This window comes from Nocardioides mangrovicus, from assembly GCF_003674065.1.
GTDB classification, from domain to species: Bacteria; Actinomycetota; Actinomycetes; order Propionibacteriales; family Nocardioidaceae; genus Marmoricola; species Marmoricola mangrovicus.
Genome location: NZ_RDBE01000007.1, coordinates 440,085 through 466,127 on the forward strand (window position 1 = coordinate 440,085; position 26,043 = coordinate 466,127).

Annotated in this window: 23 protein-coding genes; 12 read left to right on the forward strand and 11 right to left on the reverse strand. The window is 72.4% G+C overall.

Annotated elements, in window-relative coordinates:
• Both D9V37_RS11650 and D9V37_RS11655 read right to left on the reverse strand, forming a co-directional pair.
• A partial coding sequence (locus D9V37_RS11650; protein ID WP_198412506.1) for a 4-alpha-glucanotransferase occupies nt 1–1,202 on the reverse strand: 1,202 nt, incomplete at its 3' end.
• Nucleotides 1,203–1,303: 101 nt separating this feature from the next.
• Nucleotides 1,304–1,828, reverse strand: a complete 525-nt coding sequence (locus tag D9V37_RS11655; RefSeq protein ID WP_121806303.1) for a GNAT family N-acetyltransferase — start codon at nt 1,826–1,828, stop codon at nt 1,304–1,306.
• A gap of 22 nt (nt 1,829–1,850) precedes the next feature.
• On the opposite strand from D9V37_RS11655, the gene D9V37_RS11660 reads away from it, so the two are divergent.
• From D9V37_RS11660 to D9V37_RS11670, 3 genes are read left to right on the forward strand one after another with little or no spacing between them, the layout of a single operon-like run.
• Entirely contained in the window at nt 1,851–2,696 is an 846-nt protein-coding gene (locus tag D9V37_RS11660) for a PPK2 family polyphosphate kinase (protein ID WP_121806304.1), read from the forward strand.
• Nucleotides 2,690–3,460, forward strand: coding sequence for a HipA family kinase (locus tag D9V37_RS11665; protein ID WP_121806305.1), 771 nt, complete (start codon nt 2,690–2,692; stop codon nt 3,458–3,460). The genes D9V37_RS11660 and D9V37_RS11665 overlap by 7 nt, the downstream gene beginning before the upstream one ends.
• On the forward strand, nt 3,448–3,831 hold the full coding sequence (locus D9V37_RS11670; RefSeq protein WP_121806306.1) for a DUF3037 domain-containing protein: 384 nt from the start codon (nt 3,448–3,450) through the stop codon (nt 3,829–3,831). Before D9V37_RS11665 ends, D9V37_RS11670 begins: the two co-directional genes overlap by 13 nt.
• Before the next feature lie 8 nt (nt 3,832–3,839).
• Here D9V37_RS11670 and D9V37_RS11675 read toward each other — a convergent pair whose 3' ends face one another.
• Entirely contained in the window at nt 3,840–5,300 is a 1,461-nt protein-coding gene (locus D9V37_RS11675) for a cryptochrome/photolyase family protein (RefSeq protein WP_121806307.1), read from the reverse strand.
• A gap of 24 nt (nt 5,301–5,324) precedes the next feature.
• On the opposite strand from D9V37_RS11675, the gene D9V37_RS11680 reads away from it, so the two are divergent.
• Nucleotides 5,325–6,080 carry a class I SAM-dependent methyltransferase gene (locus D9V37_RS11680; protein ID WP_121806308.1) on the forward strand — a complete coding sequence of 252 codons (756 nt, stop codon included), beginning with the start codon at nt 5,325–5,327 and terminating at the stop codon, nt 6,078–6,080.
• A complete protein-coding gene (locus tag D9V37_RS11685) occupies nt 6,077–6,535 on the forward strand; it encodes a DUF3237 family protein (RefSeq protein ID WP_121806309.1) in 459 nt (152 codons plus the stop codon). Before D9V37_RS11680 ends, D9V37_RS11685 begins: the two co-directional genes overlap by 4 nt.
• Before the next feature lies 1 nt (nt 6,536).
• Here D9V37_RS11685 and cynS read toward each other — a convergent pair whose 3' ends face one another.
• The 4 genes from cynS to D9V37_RS11705 form a co-directional block, all read right to left on the reverse strand.
• Nucleotides 6,537–6,977, reverse strand: coding sequence for a cyanase (gene cynS / locus D9V37_RS11690; protein ID WP_121806310.1), 441 nt, complete (start codon nt 6,975–6,977; stop codon nt 6,537–6,539).
• 181 nt (nt 6,978–7,158) lie between these two features.
• Nucleotides 7,159–7,902, reverse strand: a complete 744-nt coding sequence (locus D9V37_RS11695) for a sirohydrochlorin chelatase (RefSeq protein ID WP_121806311.1) — start codon at nt 7,900–7,902, stop codon at nt 7,159–7,161.
• A 2-nt stretch (nt 7,903–7,904) separates the two neighbouring features.
• On the reverse strand, nt 7,905–8,651 hold the full coding sequence (locus tag D9V37_RS11700) for a phosphoadenylyl-sulfate reductase (RefSeq protein WP_121806312.1): 747 nt from the start codon (nt 8,649–8,651) through the stop codon (nt 7,905–7,907).
• A 162-nt stretch (nt 8,652–8,813) separates the two neighbouring features.
• Nucleotides 8,814–10,511, reverse strand: a complete 1,698-nt coding sequence (locus D9V37_RS11705; RefSeq protein WP_121806313.1) for a nitrite/sulfite reductase — start codon at nt 10,509–10,511, stop codon at nt 8,814–8,816.
• A gap of 261 nt (nt 10,512–10,772) precedes the next feature.
• Between D9V37_RS11705 and D9V37_RS11710 the strand changes: the two genes are divergently transcribed.
• Nucleotides 10,773–12,233: a glycine hydroxymethyltransferase gene (locus D9V37_RS11710; protein ID WP_121806314.1), complete on the forward strand. Its 1,461-nt coding sequence runs from the start codon at nt 10,773–10,775 to the stop codon at nt 12,231–12,233.
• Nucleotides 12,234–12,258: 25 nt separating this feature from the next.
• Here D9V37_RS11710 and D9V37_RS11715 read toward each other — a convergent pair whose 3' ends face one another.
• Nucleotides 12,259–13,200 carry an NADP-dependent oxidoreductase gene (locus tag D9V37_RS11715; protein ID WP_121806315.1) on the reverse strand — a complete coding sequence of 314 codons (942 nt, stop codon included), beginning with the start codon at nt 13,198–13,200 and terminating at the stop codon, nt 12,259–12,261.
• A gap of 39 nt (nt 13,201–13,239) precedes the next feature.
• Nucleotides 13,240–14,430, reverse strand: coding sequence for a glycogen synthase (glgA, locus tag D9V37_RS11720; RefSeq protein WP_121806316.1), 1,191 nt, complete (start codon nt 14,428–14,430; stop codon nt 13,240–13,242).
• A gap of 48 nt (nt 14,431–14,478) precedes the next feature.
• On the opposite strand from glgA, the gene glgC reads away from it, so the two are divergent.
• On the forward strand, nt 14,479–15,729 hold the full coding sequence (gene glgC / locus D9V37_RS11725; protein WP_121806317.1) for a glucose-1-phosphate adenylyltransferase: 1,251 nt from the start codon (nt 14,479–14,481) through the stop codon (nt 15,727–15,729).
• A complete protein-coding gene (gene pgm, locus D9V37_RS11730; protein ID WP_121806318.1) occupies nt 15,726–17,360 on the forward strand; it encodes a phosphoglucomutase (alpha-D-glucose-1,6-bisphosphate-dependent) in 1,635 nt (544 codons plus the stop codon). Before glgC ends, pgm begins: the two co-directional genes overlap by 4 nt.
• 4 nt (nt 17,361–17,364) lie before the next feature.
• On the opposite strand, the gene D9V37_RS20890 is transcribed toward pgm, so the two are convergent.
• Nucleotides 17,365–19,365: an LPXTG cell wall anchor domain-containing protein gene (locus D9V37_RS20890; RefSeq protein ID WP_121806319.1), complete on the reverse strand. Its 2,001-nt coding sequence runs from the start codon at nt 19,363–19,365 to the stop codon at nt 17,365–17,367.
• Between the two features lie 318 nt (nt 19,366–19,683).
• Here D9V37_RS20890 and D9V37_RS20260 point away from each other — a divergent pair, with 318 nt between their 5' ends.
• Nucleotides 19,684–20,178: a hypothetical protein gene (locus D9V37_RS20260; protein WP_158604453.1), complete on the forward strand. Its 495-nt coding sequence runs from the start codon at nt 19,684–19,686 to the stop codon at nt 20,176–20,178.
• A 285-nt stretch (nt 20,179–20,463) separates the two neighbouring features.
• Here the strand turns inward: D9V37_RS20260 and D9V37_RS11750 are convergent, their stop codons facing one another.
• Complete coding sequence (locus D9V37_RS11750; protein WP_121806321.1) at nt 20,464–22,104, reverse strand: acyl-CoA dehydrogenase family protein; 1,641 nt, start codon at nt 22,102–22,104, stop codon at nt 20,464–20,466.
• 18 nt (nt 22,105–22,122) lie between these two features.
• Here D9V37_RS11750 and D9V37_RS11755 point away from each other — a divergent pair, with 18 nt between their 5' ends.
• The 3 genes from D9V37_RS11755 to D9V37_RS11765 are packed head-to-tail and all read left to right on the forward strand — an operon-like array spanning nt 22,123 to nt 26,042.
• Nucleotides 22,123–23,031: a YihY/virulence factor BrkB family protein gene (locus D9V37_RS11755; protein ID WP_121806553.1), complete on the forward strand. Its 909-nt coding sequence runs from the start codon at nt 22,123–22,125 to the stop codon at nt 23,029–23,031.
• Nucleotides 23,032–23,060: 29 nt separating this feature from the next.
• Entirely contained in the window at nt 23,061–23,321 is a 261-nt protein-coding gene (locus D9V37_RS11760) for a hypothetical protein (RefSeq protein WP_147455931.1), read from the forward strand.
• A gap of 9 nt (nt 23,322–23,330) precedes the next feature.
• Nucleotides 23,331–26,042, forward strand: coding sequence for a bifunctional acetate--CoA ligase family protein/GNAT family N-acetyltransferase (locus D9V37_RS11765; RefSeq protein ID WP_121806323.1), 2,712 nt, complete (start codon nt 23,331–23,333; stop codon nt 26,040–26,042).
• The last annotated feature ends 1 nt before the right edge of the window (nt 26,043 follow it).

The following is a 26,043-nucleotide window of genomic DNA, read 5'->3' on the forward strand; positions in this document are numbered from 1 at the left end:
CCGGCCCGCCCCGCGTCCTGGGTCGCCTCGCGCAGCCGGGCCGCCAGCGCTGGGGTGAGCGTGCCGGGCTCCATGCGCCAGCGCCAGCCGCCCTCCAGCCCGGGCTGGTTCATCCGGGCCTCGGTGCCCAGCGAGAGCAGGTCCTGGGCCTGGGTCATCGCCAGCTCGCACGGACTCGACCACGCCAGCGCGATGAGGCTCCACGACGGGTCGGCCGGGTCGACGCCGGCGGCCTCGGCCAGCGTCCGGCGCTCGGCGGGCAGCGTGTCCCACCAGCCGACGGTGGTGTCGTTGTCGTGGGTGCCGGTGTAGACGACCTGGTGCTCGCGCAGGTTCACCGGGTCGTGGGTGTTGTCGCCCGAGCCGGGGTCGAACCCGAACTGCAGCACTGCCATGCCCGGGTAGCCGAGGGCGTCACGCAGGTCGTGCACCGGCTGGTCGATGTCGCCGAGGTCCTCGGCCAGCACGGGCAGCGCGCCCAGGGAGTCGGTCGCCGCGTCGAAGAGCGCCCGGCCGGGCCCGGTCTCCCACACCCCGTTCATGGCCGTCGCGTCGCCGGCCGGTACGGCCCAGTACGCCGCGAAGCCGCGGAAGTGGTCCAGCCGCACCAGGTCGAACAGCGAGAACGTGCGCCGCAGCCGCTCGACCCACCAGCGGTACTCGTCGGCGGCGAGCACGTCCCAGCGGTAGAGCGGGTTGCCCCACAGCTGGCCGGTCGCGGCGTAGGCGTCCGGTGGGACGCCGGCCACGGCGTCGTCGCGGAAGAAACCGGGCCAGTGCTTCTCATCGGCACCCTCGGGCGCGACGTAGATCGGCACGTCGCCCATCACCTCGACGCCGCGCTCGGCGGCGTAGCGGCGCAGGTCGCCCCACTCGCGCTCGAAGCGCACCTGGTCGGCGACGTCGCCGCCGAAGCGGGTCCACGACGGCACCCAGTACGCCTCACGGGCGGTGAAGGCGGCGATCTCCTCCTGGGTGACCGGTGCGGCCGGGTGCTCCAGCAGGGCGGGGGAGCAGGCGAAGGCCGAGGGCGACTTGTAGGGCGAGCCGTGCTCGTCGGGCACCGAGAGCGGCAGCACCTGCCACACCGACTGCCCGGCCTCGGCCAGCCAGTCGACGAACGCCCGGGCGGAGTCGCCGAGCCGGCCCTCGGGTAGGGACGTGATGTGCAGCTGGACGCCGCTGCGACGAGGTGTGGACATCGAGGACATCCTCCTCGACGCACCTCGATCAGTCGTCGCCGACCCGCAGCCACGCCGAGCAGAGCTCGACGCTCACGGGGTCGGCCGTCACCTGCGGGGCGTCACCGTGCCGGGCCGCGGACGGCGTAGACCCGCTCGCCCCGGGGCGTGAGGACCTCGGGAAGCAGCGCGAAGCCGGCCCGCTCGGCCACCCGGAGCGAAGCCTCGTTGTCGCCGTCGATCTCGAGGCGGAGCTCGGCCAGCGCGAGACCACTGAACGCCCACTCGCGTGCGAGCGCCACGGCCCGGGTGGCTGCTCCGCGACCCCGGGCGGCCGGGAAGACGGTGTAGGCGAGGGTGGCCACGGTGTCGCTGCGGAACTGCACGGAGAGCAGTCCGAGCGGAGCATCGGTGCCCACGTCGGCGATGACCAGGGGGGCCGCCGTCCCACGCCCGAAGGCCTCCTCCACACGGCGCAGGCTGGCCTCGGCGTCGTCCGCATTCGGCGGGGGAGCGTCGAGCCAGCGCAAGCTCTCCGGGTCGTTCACGCCGCTCGCGATCGCGGGAACGTCCGAGATGCGTCGCCGACGCAGACGGATCTCACCGTCGTCGAGCTGCGGCGGGTCCGGCACCGGGGTGGATCGCACGGCACGACGCTAGCCTCGGCGCATGCCGACGTCCCTCATAGACCGTCTCCAGCTCCCGGCGGGCCCGGTGAGCCTGGCCGACCACGACCCGTCCGCCACCCCCGGCCTCAAGGGCGGCAAGGCCGAGGGCAAGGCCGCGCTCGAGGCCATGGACCCCGAGCTGTTCGACCTGGAGGAGAAGCTGCTCGCGGGTGGCTACGTCGGAGACCCGCGGCGCGTGCTGGTGGTGCTACAGGGGATGGACACCAGCGGGAAGGGCGGGGTGCTCAAGCACGCGGCCGGGGTGTTCAACCCCTCGGCGCTGCGGATCACCTCCTTCGGCAAGCCCACCGAGGAGGAGCGCGCCCACGACTTCCTCTGGCGCGTCGAGCGGGCGGTGCCGGCGGCCGGCCGGATCGGCTTCTTCGACCGCTCCCACTACGAGGACGTGCTCATCCAGCGGGTGCACCAGATGGCCGAGCCGGCGGAGATCGAGCGCCGCTACGGCGCGATCAACGACTTCGAGCAGCGGCTGGTCGAGGCGGGCACCACCGTCGTCAAGTGCATGCTGCACATCTCGCCCGACACCCAGAAGGAGCGGCTGCTGAGCCGCCTGGAGACCCCCCACAAGCAGTGGAAGTTCAACCCCGGCGACGTCGACGAGCGAGCCGTCTGGCCGGCCTACACCGAGGCCTACGAGATCGCCCTGGAGCGGTGCAACACCGAGGCGGCCCCCTGGTTCGTCGTGCCCAGCGACCACAAGTGGTACCGCAACTGGGCCGTGGCCACCCTGGCCCTCGAGGCGCTGCGTGGGCTCGACCTGGGGTGGCCGAAGCCGAGCTACGACGTCGACGTCCAGCGGGCCCGGCTGGTCGGCGAGACGTGGTAGTCGCTGCCGGTCTCCAGCAGGTCCGGGCCACCCGCTACGTCGCGCCGCTGCGCGAGGGCGGCTCGCTGCCCGGACTGGTGGAGGCCGACGACCTGGGCATCTACGTCACCAAGTTCCGCGGCGCCGGCCAGGGTGTCAACGTGCTGGTGGCCGAGGTGGTGGTGGCCGGTCTCGCCCGGGCGCTCGGGCTGGACACGCCGCGCCAGGTCACCGTCGAGCTCACCGAGCCGATCGCGCGCTACGAGGCCGACGAGGAGGTGCAGGACCTGCTGCAGGCCAGCCTCGGCTCGAACCTGGGCGTCGACTTCCTGCCCGGCTCGTTCGGGTTCGACACCAGCCACGTGGTGGGTGAGGACTTCGCCGGCCGGCTGCTGTGGCTCGACTCCTTCGTCGCCAACGTCGACCGCTCGTGGCGCAACCCCAATCTGCTGGTCTGGCACGGCCGGCCGTGGCTGATCGACCACGGCGCGGCGCTGTACTTCCACCACGGCTGGACCGGCGGCGTCGGCTCGCCGGAGCGGTTCGCCGCCCAGCCCTACGACGTCGGCGACCACGTGCTGGCGCGAAGGGTCGCCGCCGCCCGCACGGTGGACGAGGTGTGCGCGGCCGCGGTGGACGACGGTGTCCTGCGCTCGGTGGTCGCCGACGTGCCGGACGCCTGGCTGACGTCGGTGCCGGGGACCGAGACCCCGGAGGCGTTGCGCTCGGTCTACGTGGAGTTCCTGCGCGCGCGGCGCGACGGCGGACGGCCGTGGCTGCCGTGAACCCCTACCAGTACGTCACGCTGCGCTGCGTGCCGCGCGTGGACCGCGAGGAGTTCGTCAACGTCGGCGTGGTGCTCTACTGCCAGGCCACCGGCTTCCTGGACTGCCGCTGCGACGTCGCCGTCGAACGGCTGCGGGCACTCGCGCCCGGCGTGGACGTCGAGGCGGTCTACGCCGGGCTGCGGTTCGTCGAGGGCGTCTGCCGTGGCGAGGAGGACCTGGGCGAGGTGGCCGGTCGCGACCTCTCCACCCGGTTCGGCTTCCTCAAGGCCCCGCGCTCGACCGTCGTGCAACCGGGCCCGGTGCACGGCGGCCTGACCGAGGACCCCGCCGCCGAGCTGGGGCGGCTGCTCGAGGCGCTGGTCAGGTAGCGCGAGCCTCACAGCCAGGGTGAGGCGGCCTTCGTGTGCGCGGCCTTCTTCGCCGCGTCGAGGCCGTCGTAGTGGCGCACCGCGAAGTTCGAGCGGGCGTTGTGCTCGAAGACGTCGCGGTGGTCGCGCACGAAGGTCCAGTACAGCCCGTCCCAGGCGGCATCCCAGTCCCCGCGGGGGAAGTCGCTCATCTTGCGCAGGTAGTTCGAGCCGGAGACGTAGGGCTTGGTGGTGATGGCCTCGCCGGCGGCGAACTGGCTCATGGCGTAGACGTTCGGCACCATCACCCAGTCGTAGGCGTCGACGAACATCTCCATGAACCACTCGTAGACGGCGTCCGGGTCGGTGCGCATCAGACACATCGCGTTGCCGAGCACCATCAGCCGCTCGATGTGGTGGCACCAACCGTGCTCGAGCACGCGCTCGACCACCCGGTCGATCGGGGCCAGGCCGACCTCGGCGGTCCACCAGCCCTCGGCGAGCGGGCGGGTGTGCACGAGCCGGTTGCCCGAGCGCATCCGGCGTCCGTAGTGGTGGTAGGTGGCGCGCATGTACTCCCGCCAGCCGATCAGCTGACGGACGAATCCCTCCAGCGACGCCAGCTCGACGCCGTCGACCTCCAGCGCCCGGTCCAGGACGTCATGTGGGTCGAGCAGCCCGATGTTGAGGCCCGGCGTGATCGCGGAGTGGAACAGGAACGGCTGGTCGGCGGCGATCGCGTCTTCGTAGGGGCCGAACTGCTCGAACCGCTCGGCCAGGAACGCCCGGTAGCCGGCCGCGGCCTCGTCGTGGGAGGTCGGCCAGTGGAAGGCGGTGGCGTCGCCGGGGTTGTCGGGGAACCGCTCGCGCACCCAGTCGATGGCCTCGTCCACCTCCGGCACCCGTGCGGGCCACGCGACCTCGGGCACCGGGTGGTCCTTCGGGAGCTTCTTGCGGTTCTCGGGGTCGAAGGACCACTGCCCACCGACCGGCCGGTCGCCCTCGACCAGCACGTCGAGCCGCTGGCGCTGCCAGGAGTAGAAGTGCTGCATGCGCGCCGGGTGGGCGCCGAACCACTCGTGCAGCTGCTGGCGCGTGGTGAGGAAGTTCGGCGACTCCAGCACGTCGTCGCCGCGCAGTTCGTAGCCCGCATCCGTCAGGGCGGCGGTGCAGTCGCGCGCGAGCCAGTCGTCGACCACGTCGTAGACACGGACCCGGTCGGGCCGCAGCCGCTCGAGCACCTCGACCAACCGGCTGCCGCTCGCCGACCGGCCGTCGGTCTCGACCACCTCGACGTCGTAGCCGGCCTCGCGCAGCCGGGTCGCGAAGCGCCGCATCGAGGCCCGGTGCAGCACCAGCTTCTGGGTGTGGAACCGGTACTGGCGGAAGAACAGGTCGTCCTCGACCATCACGAAGGTGGTGCCCGCGGCTGCCTGCAGGTGCTGGGCGAAGAGCTGGTGTGGGTACACCAGCCGAACGGGTCGGCTCATCTCCGCGAGCCTAGATTGGGAACCATGGCGTACCCCTCACCCCGCAGTCTGAGCTTCGGATCGGTCGCCGAGCGCTACGAGCGCTACCGGCCCGGCTACGGCGACGACGTGGTCGACCTGCTGCTGGCCAGCGGCCCGTCGTCGGCGATCGAGGTCGGCGCGGGCACCGGCAAGGCCACCCGCGTGGTCGCGGCTCGCGGAGTGCCGGTGAGCGCCGTCGAGCCCGACCCCGACATGGCCGCCGTGCTCGCGCGCACGACGGCGGGGCTGCCGGTGACGATCGTGCCCACCACCTTCGAGCAGCTCCACGCCGAGCCGGTCGACCTGCTCTACGCCGCCGCGGCGTTCCACTGGACCGACCCCGACACCCGCTGGCAGCACGCGGCGGAGCTGCTGGTGCCGGGCGGCTGGTTCGGCTGCCTGGGCGGACCGACGAACATCGCCGACGAGGCACTCGACGCCGAGGTCGGCCGGGTGCGCCGTGAGGCCGTGGGTGGTGAGCGCACCTCCGGTGCCCGCGGCAGCGACGACGGCACCGCGTGGCCGGCCAACGAGCTGCGGGACTCACCGCTCTTCGACGAGGTCGTCGAGCACGACCTGACCCGGTTCTACGACCTGGCCGCCGACGACCTGATCGGCCAGATGTCGACGGTCTCGGCGTTCATCGTGCTGCCCGACGCCCAGCGCGACGACGTGCTGGGCCGGATCCGGGCGATGCTGCCCGACCCGGTGCCGGTGCGACGCGACCTGCAGCTGCACCTGGCCCGGCGGGTGGCATGACGCCGCCCGCGCTCGTGTTCGTAGCCACCGCGCTGGTCGACGTCGGCGCACCGGTCGCGGTGGGGGGCGCCAACGGTCGGCTGCGGCGGATGATCCCGATCGAGGGCGGCACCGTGAGCTTCGCCAGCGGTCGCACCGGCACCGTCCGGCCCGGCGGCGCCGACTGGCAGGACGCCGACGCCGAGTTCATCGAGCTTTCGGCCCGCTATGCGGTCGACCTCGACACCGGCGGCCTGCTGCTGGTGGAGAACGACGGCGTCCGCACCACCTCCGCGGAGACCGGCCAGGCCCTGCTGCGCGGCGAGCCGGTCGACCCCGAGCAGGTCTACATGCGCACCGTGGCCCGGTTCAGCACCGACGACCCCGAGCTGGCGCCCCTCGCGCGCCGGATCGTGCTCGGCGTGGGCCGGCGCCGGCCCGCGAGCGTCGAGATCGACTTCTACGAGGTGCGCTGAGCTACCAGGCGTAGTCGAGGAACTTGCCGTCGAAGGTGACGACCACCCGGTCGCCGCCGGGATCCGGACGGCGGCTGACGTCAAGCTTGAAGTTGATGGCGCTCATGATGCCGTCGCCGAACTCCTCGTGGATCAGCTCCTTGATGGCCGGCCCGTAGACCGCGAGCGCCTCGTGGAAGCGGTAGATCGTGGGGTCGCTGGCCAGCTCCGGCTCGGCCGTGCGGTAGGGCTGGCGCTGCAGCAGCGCGACGTCGGCGGGGTCCAGGTCCAGCAGCGCCCCGGCCCGCTCGGCCAGGTCCTTCGGCACCGGGTGCATCCCGAACAGCGCCGAGACGGTCCACTCCTTCGGCCGGTCGAGCGTGTCGGCGATCTCCGACCAGGTGAGCCCGGCGGATTGCTTGGCGGTCAGGACACGCTCACGGAGCTCGGCTGCTGCACTCATGGTCTCAGGCTAGGTCGCTTGGATGACAGCGGCGTGACGCGAGCCGTGGGCGCTGTGCTTCCCACGACGAATGGATGGTTCCCACGGGTCGTACGTCGTGGGAACCATCCGTTCACCATGGTGCCGTGGTGAACGGACGACCCGGGCCAGCGGCGTCCACCCCGTAGCGACCCGGCCGCCGCTACACCGGGACGAGCTCGACGGCACCCACGGCGTAGCGGGCCAGGATGGCGCGGGCCAGCACCGGGTCGGCGCCCAGCGGCTCGGAGACGGCGACGGCGCCGGCCTCCAGGGCCAGCTCGGCGGCCCGGTCGGGCAGGAACCCGGGTGCCAGGAACATCGAGGCGACGGCGACGTGGCGGCGGCCCTGCTGCCAGAAGGCGCGCACGGCCTCCCCGGTGGCCGGGGGAGTGGCCGAGGCGTAGGCCGCCCGCACCGGCAGCCGGTGCCGGGCACCCCAGATGCGCGCGAGCCGAGCGACCGCGGCGTTGGCCAGGGCGTCGCTGGAGCCGGCCGCGGCCAGCACCAGGGCGTCGAGCTCGCGCACGCGGGCCGTGCTGAGGGCGTCGCGCAGTCGGCGGTCGAGCACCTCGAGGTACTCGGCCTCCAGCCCGAGCACCTTGCTGGCGCGGATCTTCAGCGACGGGTGCCGCTCGGTGGCGGCCTGCACGCCCGCGGGGACGTCGACCTTCGCGTGGTAGGCCTCGCTCAGCAGCAGCGGCACGACGACGATCTCCTCGACGCCGCGGCGCACGAGCCGGTCGACGACAGTGTCCAGCGAGGGCATGGAGAGCTCGAGGTAGGCCGGCTCGACGACCAGGTCTGGGCGCAGCGCTCGGACCTCGCCGACCAGCTGGGCGACGGTGGCGGCGTGCCGCGGGTCGCGGCTGCCGTGGGCGAGCGTGACGATGGCAGGGGCGGTCATGGCTACTGGTTGATCCCGCACTCGGTCTTGTTCAGCCCGGCCCAGCGCCCGCTGCGCGGGTCGGCGCCCTCGGCGACCCGCTGCGTGCACGGCCAGCAGCCGATGGAGGGGTACCCGTCGTACTGCAGCGGGTTGACCAGGACGCCGTTCTCGGCGATGTAGGCCTCGACCTGGGCGTCGGACCAGCGGGCCAGGGGCGAGACGCGCACCTTCTGCTTCTTCTCGTCCCAGCCGACGACGGGGGCGATGACCCGGTTGTGGGTCTCCTCCCGGCGCAGCCCGGTGGCCCAGGCGTCGTAGTTCGCCAGCGTCTTGGCCAGCGGCTGCACCTTGCGCAGCGCGCAGCACAGGTCGGGGTCGCGGGCGAAGAGGTCCTTGCCGTAGGCCGCGTCCTGCTGGGCCACGGTCTGCTCGGGCGTGACGTTGACCAGGGTGACGTCGAGGGTGGCGGCCACCGCGTCGCGGGTGCCGATGGTCTCGGCGAAGTGGTAGCCGGTGTCGAGGAACACGACGTCGACGCCCGGGGCGACCTTCGAGGCGAGGTGGGAGAGCACGGCGTCGCCCATCGAGGCCGTGATGGCGAACCGGTCGCCGAAGGTGGCGACGGCCCACTCCACGATGACCTCGGCGGGGGCGAGCTCGAGCTCGGCGCCGACGTTGTCGACGATCTCGCGCAGCTCCTCGGTGCTGCGTCCGACGGTGTCGGAGCCGCGGGCCGCGCGGGCCCGCATGGTGCTGACGGCGGTCATGACTGGCTCCTGTGGAGTTGTCCGATCATCGTCAGCTTGAATGCTCGCAGGCACGAGCGGCATTCCCACTCCCCGAAACCGGGGGAGTCCTCGGAGGACTGGTGGGGCCACAGGTCGGTGTCGCCGCAGTAGGGGCAGTGGTTCGGGAACGCCCGCTGGTTGCTAGCCACGGAGCAGCTCCTCGTCGGCGCGGGCGGCCCAGCCCGCGAAGGACTCGTCGTCCTTGCGGTGCTCCAGGTAGTTGGTCACGACGCCGCTGACGTAGTCGCCGAGACCGGCGCTGGTGACCTTGTGCGCGCGCAGCTTGCGGCCGAAGTCCGCGTGCAGCCCGAGGGCACCGCCCAGGTGCACCTGGAAGCCCTCGACCTGGTGGCCGTCGTCGTCCATGACCAGCTGGCCCTTGAGGCCGATGTCGGCCACCTGGGTGCGCGCGCAGGCGTTGGGACAGCCGTTGACGTTGACGCTGATCGGCACGTCGAGCTCGGGGAAGCGCTGCTCGAGCTCGTCGACCAGCCGCCGGGCGCGGTCCTTGGTCTCGACGATGGCCAGCTTGCAGAACTCGATGCCGGTGCAGGCCATCGTGCTGCGCCGCCAGTTGCTGGGCCGGGCGGTGAGCCCGATGCGCTCGGCGCCCTCGCAGAACTCCTCGACGCGGTCGGCGTCGACGCCGAGCACCACGATCTTCTGGTAGGCGGTCAGCCGGGCGCCGTCGGCGCCGACCTGCTCGACCAGGTCGGCCAGGTCGGTGAGGATCGTGCCGGAGACGCGGCCGACGACGGGCGCGAGGCCGACGTAGAACCGGCCGTCGTGCTGCTCGTGGACGCCGATGTGGTCGCCCTGCGCCTCGGGTGCCTGCGGCGAGGGGTTGTCGACGAGCGCGCGGCCCAGGTACTCCTTCTCGAGCACCTCGCGGAACTTCTCCTTGCCCCAGTCGGCGACCAGGAACTTCAGCCGCGCCCGCGAGCGCAGCCGGCGGTAGCCGTAGTCGCGGAAGGTGGAGGCGACGGCCGCCCAGACGTCGGGCACGTCCTTTAACGCGATCCAGACCCCCAGCTTCTGGGCGAGCATCGGGTTGGTGGACAGGCCGCCGCCGACCCACAGGTCGAACCCGGGGCCGTGCTCGGGGTGCACCGTGCCCACGAAGGAGACGTCGTTGGTCTCCGGCGACACGTCGTGGCTGGGGTGGCCGGTCAGCGCGGTCTTGAACTTGCGCGGCAGGTTCGAGAAGGCGGGATCGCCGATGTAGCGACGCTTGATCTCCTCCAGCGCGGAGGTGCCGTCGATGATCTCGTCGGCGGCGACGCCGGCCACGGGCGAGCCCAGGAACGGCCGCGGACTGTCGCCGCAGGCCTCCGTGGTGTCGAGCCCGGCGGCGTCGAGGGTCTCCCAGATCGCGGGGACGTCCTCGATGCGGATCCAGTGGTACTGGATGTTCTCGCGGTCGGTGACGTCGGCGGTGTCACGCGCGTAGTCGCGCCCGACGACGCCCAGGGCGCGGAGGGTGGCGGCGGGGAGGATCGCGCCGTCGGAGCGCACGCGCATCATGAAGTACTCGTCGTCGAGCTCCTCCTCCTCCAGCATCGCGGTCTTGCCGCCGTCGAGGCCGGGGGCGCGCTGGGTGTAGAGGCCCATCCAGCGGAACCGGCCGCGCAGGTCGGCGGGGTCGATGGAGGAGAACCCGCGCTTGGAGTAGATGTTGAGGATGCGCGCGCGGACGTTGAGCGGGTTGTCGTCCTTCTTGGACTGCTCGTTCTTGTTCAGCGGCTCGGTGTAACCGAGCAGCCACTGACCCTCGCCACGCTTGGCACGAGGGATCTCGGTGCCGTTGGGCGTGGTGCGGGCGATCGCAGGAGAGGTCATCCGTCGCTTCCTTGAACAGTGCTGGGGTGCGCAGAGAGCAGCCGAGGGCAGCAGGGGTCAGCAGAGATCAGCGAGGAAGACACATGGCGCTGCGCAGGCGACCGAGGTCCACGTGGCGTCGGGCCACGAGCCAGGTCGTGCGGTCAGCGGTCATGGACACGAGTCTCGGCTGGTGGACCCCCTCCCACCAAACCTGAATCTCATGCAGTGAGACACCTATCCACGATGTGGACAACTGGACAGCGGCTCTAGTCTGGCGCCATGTCCGAGCAATCCCCGGTGCTTCCGTACGCCAAGGCCGCCTCGACCGCCTACGACGCCGCGCTGGAGGTGATCGCGTCCGTCGAGCCCCGCATCGCCGAGGCCACCCGCCAGGAGCTGGCCGACCAGCGCGGATCGCTGAAGTTGATCGCCAGCGAGAACTACGCCTCGCCGGCGGTGCTGCTGACGATGGGCACCTGGTTCAGCGACAAGTACGCCGAGGGCACGGTCGGTCACCGCTTCTACGCCGCCTGCCAGAACGTCGACACCGTCGAGGCGCTGGCCGCCGAGCACGCCCGCGAGCTGTTCGGTGCGCCGTACGCCTACGCCCAGCCGCACTCGGGCATCGACGCCAACCTGGTGGCCTTCTGGTCGATCCTGGCCCACCGGGTGGAGACGCCGGCGCTGGAGAAGCTCGGGGCCAAGAGCGTCAACGACCTGACCGAGCAGGACTGGGAGACGCTGCGCCACGAGCTGGGCAACCAGCGGCTGCTCGGCATGTCGCTCGACGCCGGCGGCCACCTCACCCACGGCTTCCGGCCCAACATCTCCGGCAAGATGTTCCACCAGCGCCAGTACGGCACCGACCCCGAGACCGGGCTGCTGGACTACGACCGCGTGGCCGAGCTGGCCCGCGAGTTCAAGCCGATGGTGCTGGTCGCCGGCTACTCCGCCTACCCGCGCCGGGTGAACTTCGCCAAGATGCGCGAGATCGCCGACGAGGTCGGCGCCACCCTCATGGTCGACATGGCCCACTTCGCCGGCCTGGTGGCGGGCAAGGTATTCACCGGCGACGAGGACCCGGTGCCGCACGCCCACGTCACCACCTCGACCACCCACAAGTCGCTGCGCGGCCCGCGCGGCGGCCTCGTGCTCGCCCAGGAGGAGTTCGCGGCCGACGTCGACCGCGGCTGCCCGATGGTGCTCGGCGGTCCGCTCTCGCACGTCATGGCGGCCAAGGCGGTGGCCTTCGCCGAGGCCCGCCGCCCGGAGTTCGCCGAGTACGCCCAGCGCATCGCCGACAACGCCAAGTCGCTGGCCGAGGGCTTCCTCACCCGCGGCGCCACGCTGGTCACCGGCGGCACCGACAACCACCTGGTGCTGCTCGACGTGCGCTCCTTCGGGCTCACCGGGCGCCAGGCCGAGTCGGCGCTCCTCGAGGCGGGCGTGGTGACCAACCGCAACTCGGTGCCGCAGGACCCCAACGGCGCCTGGTACACCACCGGCGTCCGGCTCGGGACCCCCGCGCTCACCACCCGCGGCTTCGGGTCGAGCGAGTTCGACACCGTGGCCGAGCTGATCGTCGACGTCCTCTCCCACACCACGGCCGGCACCACCAAGGCGGGTGCGCCCTCCAAGGCCACCTTCGTGCTCGCCGACGGCGTCGCCGAACGCACTCACGCGCGCATCGACGAGATGCTCGCCCGCAACCCGCTCTACCCGGGTCTCGAGCTGACCTGATCCGGCGCGGGTCAGCCGGCGGTGCTCAGGTGAAGTCGAGCACCAGCCGGCCCCTGACGCCGCCGGCCTCGAGCCGGCGGTGCGCCTCGACTGCCTCCTCGGCCGGCAGCACGTCGGCGACACGCAGCGTGAGCGTGCCGTCGTCGGCCTGGTCGCGCAGCCGCTCCAGGAGCTCGGTGCGCCCGGCGTGGGCGAAGACCATCACCGGCGTGATGGCGATGTCGCGCTCGCTGGGGCCGTCCCAGCCGCGCACCGTGGCGAGCGCGCCGCCGTCCTTGACCGCCGCCAGCACCTCGGCGTCGCGCACCGCGCCGTCGGCGAGCGCGTCGACGCCGTCGGGCGCCAGCTCGCGGAAGCGCTCGGTGACGCCCTCGCCGCGCTCGACGACGTCGTCGGCGCCCAGCTCGCCCACCAGCGCTACGTCCTGCTCCGAGGCGTCGGCCAGGACCCGTAGGCCGTCGGCCTTGGCCAGCTCGATCACGTAGCCGCCGAACGAACCCGCCGCACCCGTCACCGCCACCGTCGAGCCCTCCTCGAGGTCGAAGGCGTCCAGCGCCAGCCGGGCCGTGAGCGCGTTCATGAGCAGGGTGGCGCCGTGGGCCATGTCGATGCCGTCGGGCTTGGCCACCACCGACTCGGCCGGCACCACCACCTGGTCGGCGTACGCCCCGCCGTGCGGGCCCGTGGGCAGCACGATGGCCAGGACCTCGTCGCCGACCTGCCAGTCCGCCACGCCCTCACCGATCTCGTCGAGGACACCGGCGGCGTCCATGCCGGGCACGTAGGGCGGCTTCCGCTCACCGAACCGCTCGTCGTAGAGCCCGGATCGCAGGCCGGTGTCGGTGGGGTTGACCGCGGCCGCGTGGACGCGGATCCGCACCTCCCCGGCACCGGCGTGGGGCTCGGGGAGGTCGAGCACCTCCAGGGCCTCGGGACCGCCGTACTGGTTGACTCCGATCGCTCGCATGAGCAGCCCAACAGCGTGATGGCCAGAAGGCTTCCGTCGCTACACGCGTAAGGAGCGGTAGATCTCCAGCGTCCGCTCGGCGATGGCGGGCCAGCCGAAGGACTCCTGGGCGCGGCGGCGGCCGGCGGCACCGTACGCCTCGGCGCGGGCGGGGTCGGCGACGGCGTCGTTGAGGGCGGCGGCGAGGTCGGCGACGTAGGTCTCGGGGTCGAGCGGGGTGCCGGTGCCGTCGTCGGCCTGCTCGATGGGCACCAGCCAGCCGGTCTCGCCGGGCACGACCACCTCGGGGATGCCGCCGGTGGCGGTGGCCACGACCGCGGTCCGGCACGCCATCGCCTCGAGGTTGACGATGCCCAGTGGCTCGTAGACCGACGGGCAGACGAACACCTGCGCCGCGGTGAGCAGCGCGACGACGTCGGCGCGCGGCAGCATCTCGCCGATCCACACGACGCCCTCGCGCGAGGCGGCCAGCCCGTCGACCAGGCCACGCACCTCGGCCTCGATCTCGGGGGTGTCGGGGGCGCCGGCGCACAGCACGAGCTGCACCTCGGGCGGCAGCTGCGCCGCCGCGCGCAGGAACAGCGGCAGCCCCTTCTGCCGGGTGATCCGGCCGACGAAGACGACGCTGGGCCGGTCGGGGTCGACGCCGAGCTCGCGCACCCGGTCGGGGTTCGGAGTCGGCGACCACAGGTCGGTGTCGATGCCGTTGTGCACCACGTGGACCCGGTCCGGGTCGACGGCGGGGTAGCTGCGCAGCACGTCGTCGCGCATCGCCCCGCTGACCGCGATGACCGCGGCCGCGGACTCGTACGCGGTACGCTCGGCCCAGCTGGAGACCGCGTAGCCGCCGCCGAGCTGCTCGGCCTTCCAGGGCCGCATCGGCTCCAGGCTGTGGGCGGTGACGACGTGCGGGGCGTCGTGGAGCAGCGAGGCCAGGTGCCCGGCCAGGTTGGCGTACCAGGTGTGGGAGTGCACGACGTCGGCGCCGGCGCAGTCGCCGGCCATGACGAGGTCGACCCCGAGGGTCTTGATCGCGGGGTTGGCGCCGACCAGCTCGATCAGGTCGGCGTAGGAGGTGGTGCCCTCCTCCTCGCGGTGCGCGCCGAAGGCGTGCACGCGGGCGTCGACGTCGGGCACGGCCCGCAGAGCCCGCACCAGCTCGGCGACGTGCACCCCGGCCCCGCCGTAGATCTCCGGGGGGTACTCCTTGCTCAGGACGTCCACTCGCATGAGAGCAGACGGTATGCGCCGCGGGCGAGCGCGGATAGGTTCGTTCACATGAACGTCACGCCGTCGCGCAAGAACGTCCTGGCGATCGTGCTGGCCGGCGGTGAGGGCAAGCGGCTGATGCCGCTGACCGCCGACCGGGCGAAGCCCGCGGTGCCGTTCGGGGGCATCTACCGGCTCATCGACTTCGCGCTCTCGAACGTCGTCAACTCCGGGTACCTGCGCGTGGTGGTGCTCACCCAGTACAAGTCGCACAGCCTGGACCGCCACATCTCCACCACGTGGCGGATGTCGACGATGCTCGGCAACTACGTGACGCCGGTGCCGGCCCAGCAGCGGGTCGGCAAGCGCTGGTACCTGGGCAGCGCCGATGCCATCTACCAGTCGCTCAACCTGCTCTCCGACGAGCAGCCCGACATCGTCGTGGTCGTCGGTGCCGATCACGTGTACCGCATGGACTTCGACCAGATGGTCGACGCCCACGTGCAGTCCGGCGCGGCCGCCACCGTGGCCGCGATCCGGCAGCCGATCGGGCTCGCCGACCAGTTTGGGGTCATCGACGTCGACCCCGACAAGCCGAGCCGGATCCGCGCCTTCCTGGAGAAGCCGAAGGATCCGCAGGGGCTGCCGGACTCGCCCGAGGAGGTGCTGGCCTCGATGGGCAACTACGTCTTCGACGCCGACGCGCTGCGCGAGGCCGTCACCCGCGACGCCGACATCGAGGGCTCCAAGCACGACATGGGCGGCGACATCATCCCGTGGTTCGTCGAGCGCGGCGACGCCGGCGTCTACGACTACAAGGACAACGACGTCCCCGGCTCCAACGACCGCGACCGCGGCTACTGGCGCGACGTGGGCACGATGAGCTCCTACTTCGCCGCGCACATGGACCTGGTGGCGCCGCTGCCGGTCTTCAACCTCTACAACGACCAGTGGCCGATCTACACCAGCTACGGCCCGCTGCCGCCGGCGAAGCTGGTCGAGAGCGAGCTGGGCAAGCCGATCAAGACCTTCAACTCGATCCTGTCCCCGGGCGTCGTCATCACCGGCGGGCGCGTGAACAGCTCGGTGCTCTCCCCGCGCGTCCGCGTGGAGGCCGGTGCCGAGGTCTCCGACTCGGTGCTGCTCAACGGGGTCACGGTCGGCGCCGGAGCCGTGGTGCGCAACGCGATCCTCGACAAGCACGTGGTGGTGCCACCGGGTGCGCAGATCGGCGTCGACCCGGAGGCCGACCGCGCCGCCGGTTTCGTGGTCGAGGACGGGCTGACCATCCTGGCCAAGGGACAGTCGGTGCCGCGGTGAACGACAGCAGGGCCGGGCAGCCGGCCGAACCCCGCGACCTGGTCGACGTCCCCGCCCTGGTGACGGCGTACTTCACCGACGTGCCCGACCCCGACGACCCCGACCAGCAGGTGGTCTTCGGTACCAGCGGGCACCGCGGCAGCTCGCTGCGCACCTCCTTCAACGAGGGGCACATCCTGGCCACCACGCAGGCGATCTGCGAGTACCGGGCCGCGCAGGGCTACGACGGCCCGCTGTTCCTCGGCGCCGACACCCACGCGCTGAGCACTCCCGCCACCCAGACGGCGCTCGAGGTGCTGGTGGCCAACGACGTGACCGTGCTGGTCGACGAGCGCGACGGCTACACGCCCACGCCTGCGGTCTCCCACGCCATCATCCGAGCCAACCGCGGGCGGACCTCGGGCCTGGCCGACGGCATCGTCGTCACTCCCTCGCACAACCCACCCTCCGACGGCGGCTTCAAGTACAACCCGCCGCACGGGGGCCCGGCCGACAGCGACGCCACCAGCACCATCGCGGCCCGCGCCAACGAGCTGATGCGCGACGCGCTGGTCGAGGTGAGGCGACTGCCGCTGCGCCAGGCCCGTGACCGGGTCGAGCGCTACGACTTCCTGGGCCACTACGTCGACGACCTGCCGGCGGTGCTCGACATCGACCGGATCCGCGAGGCCGGCATCCGCATCGGCGCCGACCCGCTCGGCGGCGCCAGCGTCGGCTACTGGGGCGAGATCGCCGAGCGGCTGCGCCTGGACCTCACGGTGGTCAACCCGGCTGTCGACCCGACGTGGCGGTTCATGACCCTGGACTGGGACGGCAAGATCCGCATGGACTGCTCCTCGCCATCGGCCATGGCCTCGCTCATCGAGCGTCGCCACGAGTACCAGATCGCCACCGGCAACGACGCCGACGCCGACCGGCACGGCATCGTCACGCCCGACGCCGGCCTGATGAATCCCAACCACTACCTCGCCGTCGCCATCGGCTACCTGTTCGGCGGCGGCCGACCGGACTGGCCCGGCACCGCGCGGATCGGCAAGACGTTGGTCTCCTCCTCGATGATCGACCGGGTCGCGCAGTCGCTGGGCAAGCCGCTGGTGGAGGTGCCGGTGGGGTTCAAGTGGTTCGTCCCGGGCCTGATCGACGGCTCGTTCGGCTTCGGCGGGGAGGAGTCCGCAGGCGCCTCGTTCCTGCGCCACGACGGCACCACCTGGACCACCGACAAGGACGGCATCCTGCTGGCGCTGCTCGCCTCGGAGATCCTCGCCGCCACCGGTCGCACGCCCAGCGAGCACTACGCCGACCTGGTGGCCGAGCACGGCGACCCGGCGTACGCGCGGGTGGACGCCCCGGCCGACCGCGAGCAGAAGGCCCGGCTGGCCGCCCTCTCGCCCGACGACGTGAGCGCCACCGAGCTGGCCGGCGAGCCCATCACCGCCAAGCTCACCGAGGCCCCCGGCAACGGTGCCAAGATCGGCGGGCTGAAGGTGACCACCGAGTCGGCGTGGTTCGCGGCCCGGCCCTCGGGCACCGAGGACGTCTACAAGATCTACGCCGAGTCCTTCCGCGGCCCCGACCACCTCCGCGCCGTGCAGGATCAGGCGCGGGAGGTGGTCGGCGCGGCGTTGGGCTAGCCGGTCAGGCGGATCGGACCGGCCGGCGCCAGCCGCGCAGCAGCGTCATCCCGATCAGCATCATCGCGGCACCCAGCCACAGCAGCACCGGGCTGAGCTGGTTGCCGGTCTTCGGCAGGTTGGTGGGCGGCGAGACCTGGGTGGTCGCGGTGCCCGAGGTGGTGCCCGACGTGGTCGCGGACGTCGAGGTCGACGTGGTGCCCGAGGTGCCGCTGCCGCCGGTGGTGCCGGTGGTGCCGGTGGACGGCGCGGAGACCTGCGTGCAGTCCTCGCGGGTGAAGGTCCGCGACACCTCGCTCATCGCGGGCGCGGTGACGGTGACCGTCTGGTGCACGCCGTTGCTCACCGGCCACAGGGGCGGCGAGAGCTTCTCGTGGGCCGGCACGGTGAAGCTGTGCTCCTCGGCCTGCGAGGTGCCGGCGTGGGTGGTCACGACGTAGGTGGTGTCCACGCTGCTGCCGGAGTTGTCGAGGATGGTGAGGATGCCGGTGCAGTTGGCCCGGATCAGCGCCGCCGGCGCCACCGTGGGCGGGCTGACCTGGGTGCAGCCCACCGCGTTGAAGCTCTGGGTGTCGAGCTGTGTGCCGCTGGAGGACACCGAGACGGTGGTGGAGCCCGAGCCGACCGCCCCGGTGACGTGCTGCGGGGTGCTGTCGGCCTGGACCGTGGTGGTCTGCCCGTTCACGGTGACCTCGAAGGGCACCTGGGTGGTGCCGCCGCCGGTGTTGGCGACCGTGACGTTGTAGCCGTTGCAGTCGATCGTCACGCTGCCGGTCGGGGTGCCACTGGCGGGGGGCGAGGTGCAGGTGGCGGTGTCCAGGCTCGCGGTGTCGAGCTGGCTGCCGACGGAGGACACCGCGACGGTGTTGGCGCCGGAGGACAGCGGACCGGTGACGGTCTTGGGGGTGCTGTCGGTGTTCACGGTGGTGCTGTGGCCGTTCACGGTGACCTCGAAGGCCGCCTCGGTGGTGCCGCCTCCGGTGTTGGCCACCGTGACGCTGTAGCCGGTGCAGCTGATGCTGACGTGCCCGGTGGGCGTACCCGCCGACTGGCAGCCGACGAGGTGGACCTGCTGGTCGACGACCGTCGTCGAGCCGCTGGTGACCACGACGTGGTAGTCGCCGGGGGAGAGGTGCCCGCTGGTCCAGGTGCCGGTGTCGCCGGCGCCGACCGTGCCGGTGTGGACCGTGGTGCCGCCCTGGCTCACCGAGTAGTCGATGCTGCCGGTGCTGTTCGGGTTGTGGACGCTGACGGTGTAGGTGTCGCAGTGGGTGGCGATGCTCCCGGTCGGCGGTTGCGTCGTGGGCGGCGCCGTGCAGGAGTCGGTGGAGAAGGTGCTCGTCACCGGCGACATCCCCGTGGCCGTGACCCGGATCGTGTAGTCGTGGTGATCGCTCACCGGACCGGTGACGGTGGCGGTCTCGCCCTTGGCCACCGAGGTGGTCTTGTCGGTGCCGTTGACCGTGGTGGTGAAGGTGACCGTGTCGGTGCTCTGGGTGTTGTTCAGGTGCACCGTGTAGCCGGTGCAGGTGTGGTCGACCGTGGCCGAGGGCTTGAGCACCGGACTGCTCGGGGTGCAGCCGCTGGGGGCGCCGACGGTGATCTCGGGGGAGTAGCCGCCGCCGGCGCCGTCGCCCCACTGGGTGGCGGCGTACGCACGCATCCGGAAGGGGAAGCTGGAGGGCTGCTCGCTGAACGTGCCACGGAAGGAGTAGCCGTTGCTCGGGCTGTAGGCGCCGCGACCGACCTCGGTCCACGACGAGCCGATGAGGGCCTGGATCCGGATGTCGGAGTTCGTCCGGGCCCCCGGCTGGTCACTGGTCCAGGCAGTCGAGGTGTAGCCGACCGTGCCCGCGCAGTCGGCGCTGGCGTTGATCGTGGGGTGGTGGGCCGAGGCCGGCAGGGTGGTGACCCCGACCAGGACGAGGGCGAGGCCGAGGGCGGCGAGCACCCGTCCCCACACCGGGTTGAGCGAACCGAGAGCGCGCAGGCGTTGGTTGAGCATGAAGGAGTCCCCAAGTCGTCACCGCGACCGCCACGACCCCCCGCTGCGATCGCTCCCAGTCAACGACATGGAGGACCTGGATCGACGTAGCGACACGGCCGGCCGGGTCTCGCAGGTAACAGCGGCGACACAGGCGAGACGGTCGACCGTGTCGGTCCACCGTCTCGCCCGTCACGCTGTGCCTGTCGCTCGTGCTCGTCTCAGGCGACGGTGGGCCGGATCCGGTACAGGAGCAGCATGAGTGCGCCGGTGACCATCAGGCCCAGACCCAGCGTGAGCAGCAGGTCGCTCACGCCGCCGGTGTCGGGCAGGCCACCCGTGCTGCTGGTGGTGGCGCTGCCGGTGGTCTCGCCGCTGCTGGTGCCCGACGAGCTGTTGGAGCCGGTGGTGGCCGCCTCGGTGGTCGTGCCCGTGCTCGGCGCCGACACGATGGGCGGCGTGGTGGTGGGCGTCGAGGGCGCGCTGGTGGTGGGCGGCGAGACCACCGGAGGCGTCGTGGTGGGAGAGGTCGGGCCGGTGCTGGGGCCGGAGGGGCCGGTGCTGGGGCCGGACGGGCCGGTGCTGGGGCCGGAGGGGCCGGTGCTGGGGCGGGAGGGGCCGGTGCTGGGGCCGGAGGGGCCGGTGCTGGGGCCGGACGGGCCGGTGCTGGGGCCGGAGGGGCCGGTGCTCGGGCCGGACGGCGCGGTGCTCGGGCCGGAGGGGCCCGTGCTCGGGCCGGACGGCGCGGTGCTCGGGCCGGACGGCGCGGTGCTGGGACCGGACGGCGCGGTGCTCGGGCCCGAGGGACCGGTGCTCGGCCCCGACGGGCAGTAGCTTGGGGTGCAGGTGGGCTCACCCGCAGCACGACCGCTCGCGGTCGCCGGCGCCATCGCGAAGCCGATCATGGTCAAAGCGCACCCCAGCGCGGCCAGGACGCATCCAGCGATCCCGAACCCCGTTGTGCGGCGCATGCGGCTGAGCAGCATGTTGTTCTCCCCTGGGCAGTGGCGCGACGAGACGTCGCGCGGGTCAGAGCCTTCTCACAGGCAACGCCTTGATAAACCTGCAGGTCACGCCATGTCCGGAATGTCTTCCGACATGTCTGGTTTGCGACCGACGTCAGCCGACGCTGGGGGTGGCACGCTCCACGAGCATCCCCGCCGCGGACCCCGCGGGAAGCGTGCCCAGCACTCCGAAGGAGGCATCGAGACGGGAGGCGCAGAACGCCTCGGCCACCTGCGACGGCCCGAACCGGACCAGCAGCGCGGCCTGCAGCACCACCGCCATCCGGGCGGCGAGCCGGCGCGCGCCGGACTCCAGCGTCGTGGCGTCGCCCAGCGTCTCCAGGACGTCGGTCACGGCGAGGTCCAGCCGCGGGTCCTCGCCACGGGCCGGCTCGACCTCCGCCAGCCAGGCCTCGAGCACCGCGGGCTCGCGACCCAGCGCTCGCAGCACGTCGAGGGCGTTGACGTTGCCCGAGCCCTCCCACACCGAGTTCAGCGGGGACTCGCGGAACAGCAGCGGCAGCCCGGACTCCTCGACGTAGCCGTTGCCGCCCAGGCACTCCAGCGCCTCGGCCACGACGAACGAGGTGCGCTTGCACACCCAGAACTTGGCCAGCGGCAGCGCGATCCGGCGCAGCGCGCGCTCGTGCTCGTCGTCGGGCCGGTCGGCGGCGGCCGCGAGCCGCATCGCCAGCACGATCGCGGCCTCGGTCTCCAGGGCCAGGTCCGCGACGACGTTGCGCATCAGCGGTTGGTCGACGAGCCGGGCGCCGAAGGCCGAGCGGTGCGTCACGTGCCAGGCCGCCTCGTCGACGGCTCGGCGCATCAGCCCGGCCGAGCCGAGCACGCAGTCCAACCGCGTGGCGGCCACCATCTCGATGATGGTCCTCACGCCACGGCCCTCCTCGCCCAGCCGCTGCACCCAGGTGCCCTCGAGCTCCAGCTCCGCCGAGGCGTTGGAGCGGTTGCCGAGCTTGTCCTTGAGGCGGACGACGTCGAGCCGGTTGCGGGTGCCGTCGGGGAGCACCCGGGGCAGCAGGAAGCAGGTCAGTCCGCCCGGGGCCTGGGCCAGGACCAGGAAGACGTCGTTCATCGGCGCGGAGGTGAACCACTTGTGGCCCGACAGCGTGTACTCGCCGTCGACGGCGGTGGGCGTGGCGGTCGTGGTGTTCGCGCGGACGTCGGAGCCGCCCTGCTTCTCGGTCATGCCCATGCCGGCCAAGCAGCCGGCCTTGGCGGCGGGGTCGACCAGGCCGGGCTGGTAGGTGGTGGCCGCGAGGCGGGGCGTCCACTCCTTAGCCAGCGTCTCGTCGGCGCGCAGCGCGGGTACCGCGGCGTACGTCATCGACATCGGGCACAGGTGCCCCGGCTCCGGCTGCCAGGCCACGAAGCCCGCCGCGCGGCGCAGGTGGGCGTGCCGTGCGCCGTCGGCCTGCTGCTCCCAGGCGGCCGCCTGCAGCCCGTGGCCGACCGCGTGGCGCATCAGCCAGTGCCAGGAGGGGTGGAACTCGACCTCGTCCACCCGGTTGCCGTAACGGTCGTAGGGCACCAGCTCCGGCTCGTGCCGGTTGGCCAGCCGGCCGTGCTCGCGTGCCTCGGCGCTGCCGGCCTGCGCTCCCAGCGCGGTGAGGTCCTCGACCAGGCCCGGCCCGCCGTGACGGGCGAGCGCCTCGCACAGGGCGGCGTCGCCGGTGAGGGTGTTGTGACCGGCCAGGAGCGGGGCCTGGTTGCTCGCTGACCGGTACGACGGACCCACTTCTCTACCGTAGTGGCCATGGCGGTGGAGAGCAGCGGGAGCGGCGCGCCCTCCCTGTCCGGGCTGCGCCACCAGACCTGGCGGCTGGTCGTCACCACCACGGCCACGTGCGTGCGCAACCGCGTGACCGGGCTCGCCGCGGAGGCGGCGTTCTTCGCCATCCTCTCGCTGCCGCCGCTGATCTTCGCGCTGGCGGGCTCGGTGGGCTACGTCGTCGCGCGGTTCTCCCACGACCAGGTCGACGACCTGCGCGACGGCATCCTCAGCGTGGTGTCCAACGCGCTGACTCCGCAGACCGTGGGCAGCATCGTGCGGCCCACCCTGGACGACGTGCTCGCCGGCGGTCGTTACGACGTCGTCTCGGTCGGCTTCGTGCTGGCGCTGTGGTCGGGCTCGCGGGCGCTCAACGTCTTCGTCGACACCATCACGATCATGTACGGCCTGGGCGGGCGGCGCGGCATCGTGCGCACCCGCGTGCTGTCCTTCGGCCTGTACGTCCTGGGCCTGGTGACCGGTGTGGTGACCCTGCCGCTGGTGCTGGCCGGTCCGCGGCTGGTGCGCGAGTGGATCCCGTCGAACGTGGAGTTCCTCTACGACCTGTACTGGCCGGTGGTGATCGTGCTGTCGGTCTGCTTCCTGGCCACGCTCTACCACGTCTCGGTGCCGGTGCGGACCCGCTGGCGGCGCAACCTGCCGGGCGCGGTGTTCACGGTGGCGGTGTGGGTGCTGGGCTCGGCGCTGCTGCGGTGGGTGCTGCTGGGCACGGCGGAGGACTCGACGTCGATCTACGGTCCGCTGGCCGCCCCCATCGCGGTGCTGCTGTGGCTCTATCTGCTCTCCATCGCCGTGCTCATCGGGGCCGCTCTGAACGCGTCGGTGGAGGAAATCGACCTGCGTGGTGTGGGTCGAGCGCCTATCGTCGAGTAGGTGAGCACGTTCGAAGGAGGCTTGCGGCTTTGACGGCGCTGCGGGTGGGCGGTCGTCGACCCGTCGGCTGCGTGCTGCGGGTCGAGACCGGCGTCGCGGTCGTGCTGACCGACGCCGGCGAGCGTCGCGCCTCCTACGGCGCCCGGATGCTGGCCACCGTCGCGCGCGACCGTGCCAGCGCCCCGAAGCCCGGTGACTGGGTGACGCTGTGCACCTGGCCCGACGGCCGGGTGACGCTCGAGGAGTGCCTGACCCCGCGGGTCGCCCGGGTCCTGCCGTTCCGCCGGTAATCTGGGGGTATGGCTGACGCTGCGGACCCCGATGCCGCGGCGCCCTCCTACCCCGCCCACTGGGAGGCCGACGTCCTCCTGCGCGACGGCCACACCGCGCAGCTGAGGCCGGTGCGGCCCAGCGACCGCGACCTGCTCGAGCAGTTCTACTCGCGGGTCTCCGACCAGTCGAAGTACCTGCGCTTCTTCGCCCCGATGCCGCGCCTGTCCGAGCGCGACCTGGTGCGCTTCACCACCGTCGACCACCGCGACCGGGTGGCGCTGGTGATGCTGGTGGCCGAGAAGATGATCGCCATCGGCCGCTACGACGTCGTCGGCGACGGTGAGGCCGAGGTGGCGTTCCTGGTCGAGGACGAGCACCAGGGCCGCGGCATCGCGCAGGTGCTGCTCGAGCACCTCGCGCAGGCCGGCCGCGAGCGGGGCGTACGCCGCTTCGTCGCCGAGGTGCTGCCGGAGAACCAGAAGATGATCCAGGTCTTCCGCGACGCCGGCTACGAGGTCAAGGGCGGCTTCGCCGAGGGCGTCATGCGCCTGGAGTTCCCGATCGACCCCACCGACACCGCCATCGGGGTCATGCAGGACCGCGAGCACCGATCCGAGGCCGCCTCGATCGCCGGCTTCTTCGGCGCCCGCAGCGTCGCAGTCATCGGCGCCTCGCGCCGCCAGGACACCATCGGCCAGGCGCTGGTGCGCCACCTGGTGCTCGGCGGCTACACCGGTCGCGTCTACGCGGTGAACCCCTCCTCCGAGCCGGTCTCCGGCATGCCGGCCTACGCCTCGGTGAGCGAGATCCCCGGCGACGTCGACGTGGCCGTGGTCGCGGTGCCCGCCGACGCCGTGCCCGACGTCGTCTTGGACTGCGCGGCCAAGGGCGTGCACGGGCTGGTGGTGATCTCGGCCGGCTTCGCCGAGACCGGTCAGGAGGGCCGGGAGCGGCAGCGGCGCATGGTCGGCCTGGCCCGCAGCTACGGGCTGCGGCTGGTGGGGCCGAACTGCCTGGGCATCATCAACACCGACCCCGAGGTGGGCCTGAACGCCTCCCTCGCGCCGAGCATGCCGCAGCACGGCCGGGTCGGCTTCTTCTGCCAGTCCGGGGCGCTGGGCACCGCCATCTTGGAGGAGACCTCGGCCCGCGGCCTGGGCCTCTCGACCTTCGTCAGCGCCGGCAACCGCGCCGACGTGTCGGGCAACGACCTGCTGCAGTACTGGGAGGAGGACCCGGCCACCGAGGTGATCCTGCTCTACCTGGAGTCGATCGGTAACCCGCGCAAGTTCTCCCGGATCGCCCGCCGGGTCTCGCGCCACAAGCCGGTGGTGGCGGTGCGCTCGGGCCGCGCCACCCAGGGCGTCCCGGTGGGTCACGCGGTGCGCTCGATCGGCGCCCCGCCGGCGGCCGTCGACGCGATGTTCAAGCAGGCCGGCGTCATCCAGGTGGACAACCTCGACGAGATGTTCGACGTCGGTCAGCTGCTGGCTCACCAGCCGCTGCCGCGCGGCGGGCGGATCGCGCTGGTCGGCAACTCCGACGCCATCGCGCTGCTGGCCGCCGACGCCGCGGTGGGCAGCGGGCTCTCGGTGAGCAAGTCGGTGCTGCTCGGCGTCGAGGCCGGCGCGGGGGAGTTCGAGAGCGCTCTCGACGCCGCCATCGATGACGACGACGTCGACGCCGTGGTGGCCATCTACATCCCGCCGCTGAACACCACCGGCGCGGCCGTGGCCGACGTCCTCGCCAGGGTCGGCGAGCAGTCCGACAAGCCGCTGGTCTCGACTTTCCTGGGCGCCGAGGGCGTGCCGGAGCTGCTGCGGGTGCCCGACCTGGCCGGCAGCGTGGTGGGCCGGGGCTCGGTGCCCTCCTACCCGGCGGTCGAGGCGGCGGTGCGGGCGCTGGGGCGCGTGGTGGCCTACGCCAGCTGGCTGGAGAAGCCCGAAGGCGGCGGGGACTCCCTGGACGACGTCGACCTGGGCCGCGCGCGCCGCCAGCTCAACGAGATCCTCATGCACGCCCCCGAGGGCCGCGACCTGGACTACCCCGAGATCCAGCAGCTGCTGGCCGCCTACGGGGTGCCGGCGTGGGAACGGGTGCCGGTGGCCGACGTCGAGGAGGCCGTCGACGTCGGCAAGCGGCTGGGCTGGGACGTCGTCCTCAAGGCCACCGCCGAGCGGCTGCGCAGCCGCGCCGACCTGGCCCACGTGTGGCGCAACATCGACGGCGAGCAGGAGATGCGCGAGGCGTGGCGCTCCCTGAGCGAGCTGATCTCGCAGCCCGAGGACGCCGGCTTCGTGGTGCAGAAGGTGGCCGCCCCCGGGGTGCCGGTCGACATCGGCGGCGTCGAGGACCCGCTGTTCGGGCCGACCATCTCCTTCTCCATCGCCGGCAACCTCACCGAGCTGGTCGGCGACCGCGCCTTCCGGATCCCGCCGATCACGGCGCTGGAGGCGGCCGAGATGGTCCGCGAGATCCGGGCCGCGCCGCTGCTCTTCGGCTACCGCGGCTCCGACCTAGTCGACGTCGCCGCGATCGAGGACCTGCTGCGCCGCGTCGCGCTGCTCAAGAACGACCTGCCGCAGCTGCGCCGCATCGAGCTGGACCTCGTGCACGTGACCGCCGACGGGGTCTGCGTGCTCGGCGCCACCGCCGCCGTCGCGCCGGTCGCGGACGCGCGTTCGGACTGGTTCGCGCGCCGGCTCACCACCCAGCCGGGCGACACGCTGCCGTCGTGAT

Coding starts and splice junctions, on each gene's coding strand:
- D9V37_RS11715 (WP_121806315.1), bottom strand. CDS start 13,200: ATGCGAGCGATCGGAGTCAACCAGTACGGCGGTCCCGAGGCCCTGGAG.
- glgA (WP_121806316.1), bottom strand. CDS start 14,430: ATGCGAGTGGACGTCCTGAGCAAGGAGTACCCCCCGGAGATCTACGGC.
- D9V37_RS11685 (WP_121806309.1), top strand. CDS start 6,077: ATGACGCCGCCCGCGCTCGTGTTCGTAGCCACCGCGCTGGTCGACGTC.
- D9V37_RS11705 (WP_121806313.1), bottom strand. CDS start 10,511: ATGACCTCTCCTGCGATCGCCCGCACCACGCCCAACGGCACCGAGATC.
- cynS (WP_121806310.1), bottom strand. CDS start 6,977: ATGAGTGCAGCAGCCGAGCTCCGTGAGCGTGTCCTGACCGCCAAGCAA.
- D9V37_RS11755 (WP_121806553.1), top strand. CDS start 22,123: ATGGCGGTGGAGAGCAGCGGGAGCGGCGCGCCCTCCCTGTCCGGGCTG.
- glgC (WP_121806317.1), top strand. CDS start 14,479: ATGAACGTCACGCCGTCGCGCAAGAACGTCCTGGCGATCGTGCTGGCC.
- D9V37_RS11680 (WP_121806308.1), top strand. CDS start 5,325: ATGGCGTACCCCTCACCCCGCAGTCTGAGCTTCGGATCGGTCGCCGAG.
- D9V37_RS11700 (WP_121806312.1), bottom strand. CDS start 8,651: ATGACCGCCGTCAGCACCATGCGGGCCCGCGCGGCCCGCGGCTCCGAC.
- D9V37_RS11675 (WP_121806307.1), bottom strand. CDS start 5,300: ATGAGCCGACCCGTTCGGCTGGTGTACCCACACCAGCTCTTCGCCCAG.
- D9V37_RS11695 (WP_121806311.1), bottom strand. CDS start 7,902: ATGACCGCCCCTGCCATCGTCACGCTCGCCCACGGCAGCCGCGACCCG.
- D9V37_RS11660 (WP_121806304.1), top strand. CDS start 1,851: ATGCCGACGTCCCTCATAGACCGTCTCCAGCTCCCGGCGGGCCCGGTG.
- D9V37_RS20890 (WP_121806319.1), bottom strand. CDS start 19,365: ATGCTCAACCAACGCCTGCGCGCTCTCGGTTCGCTCAACCCGGTGTGG.
- D9V37_RS11710 (WP_121806314.1), top strand. CDS start 10,773: ATGTCCGAGCAATCCCCGGTGCTTCCGTACGCCAAGGCCGCCTCGACC.
- D9V37_RS11765 (WP_121806323.1), top strand. CDS start 23,331: ATGGCTGACGCTGCGGACCCCGATGCCGCGGCGCCCTCCTACCCCGCC.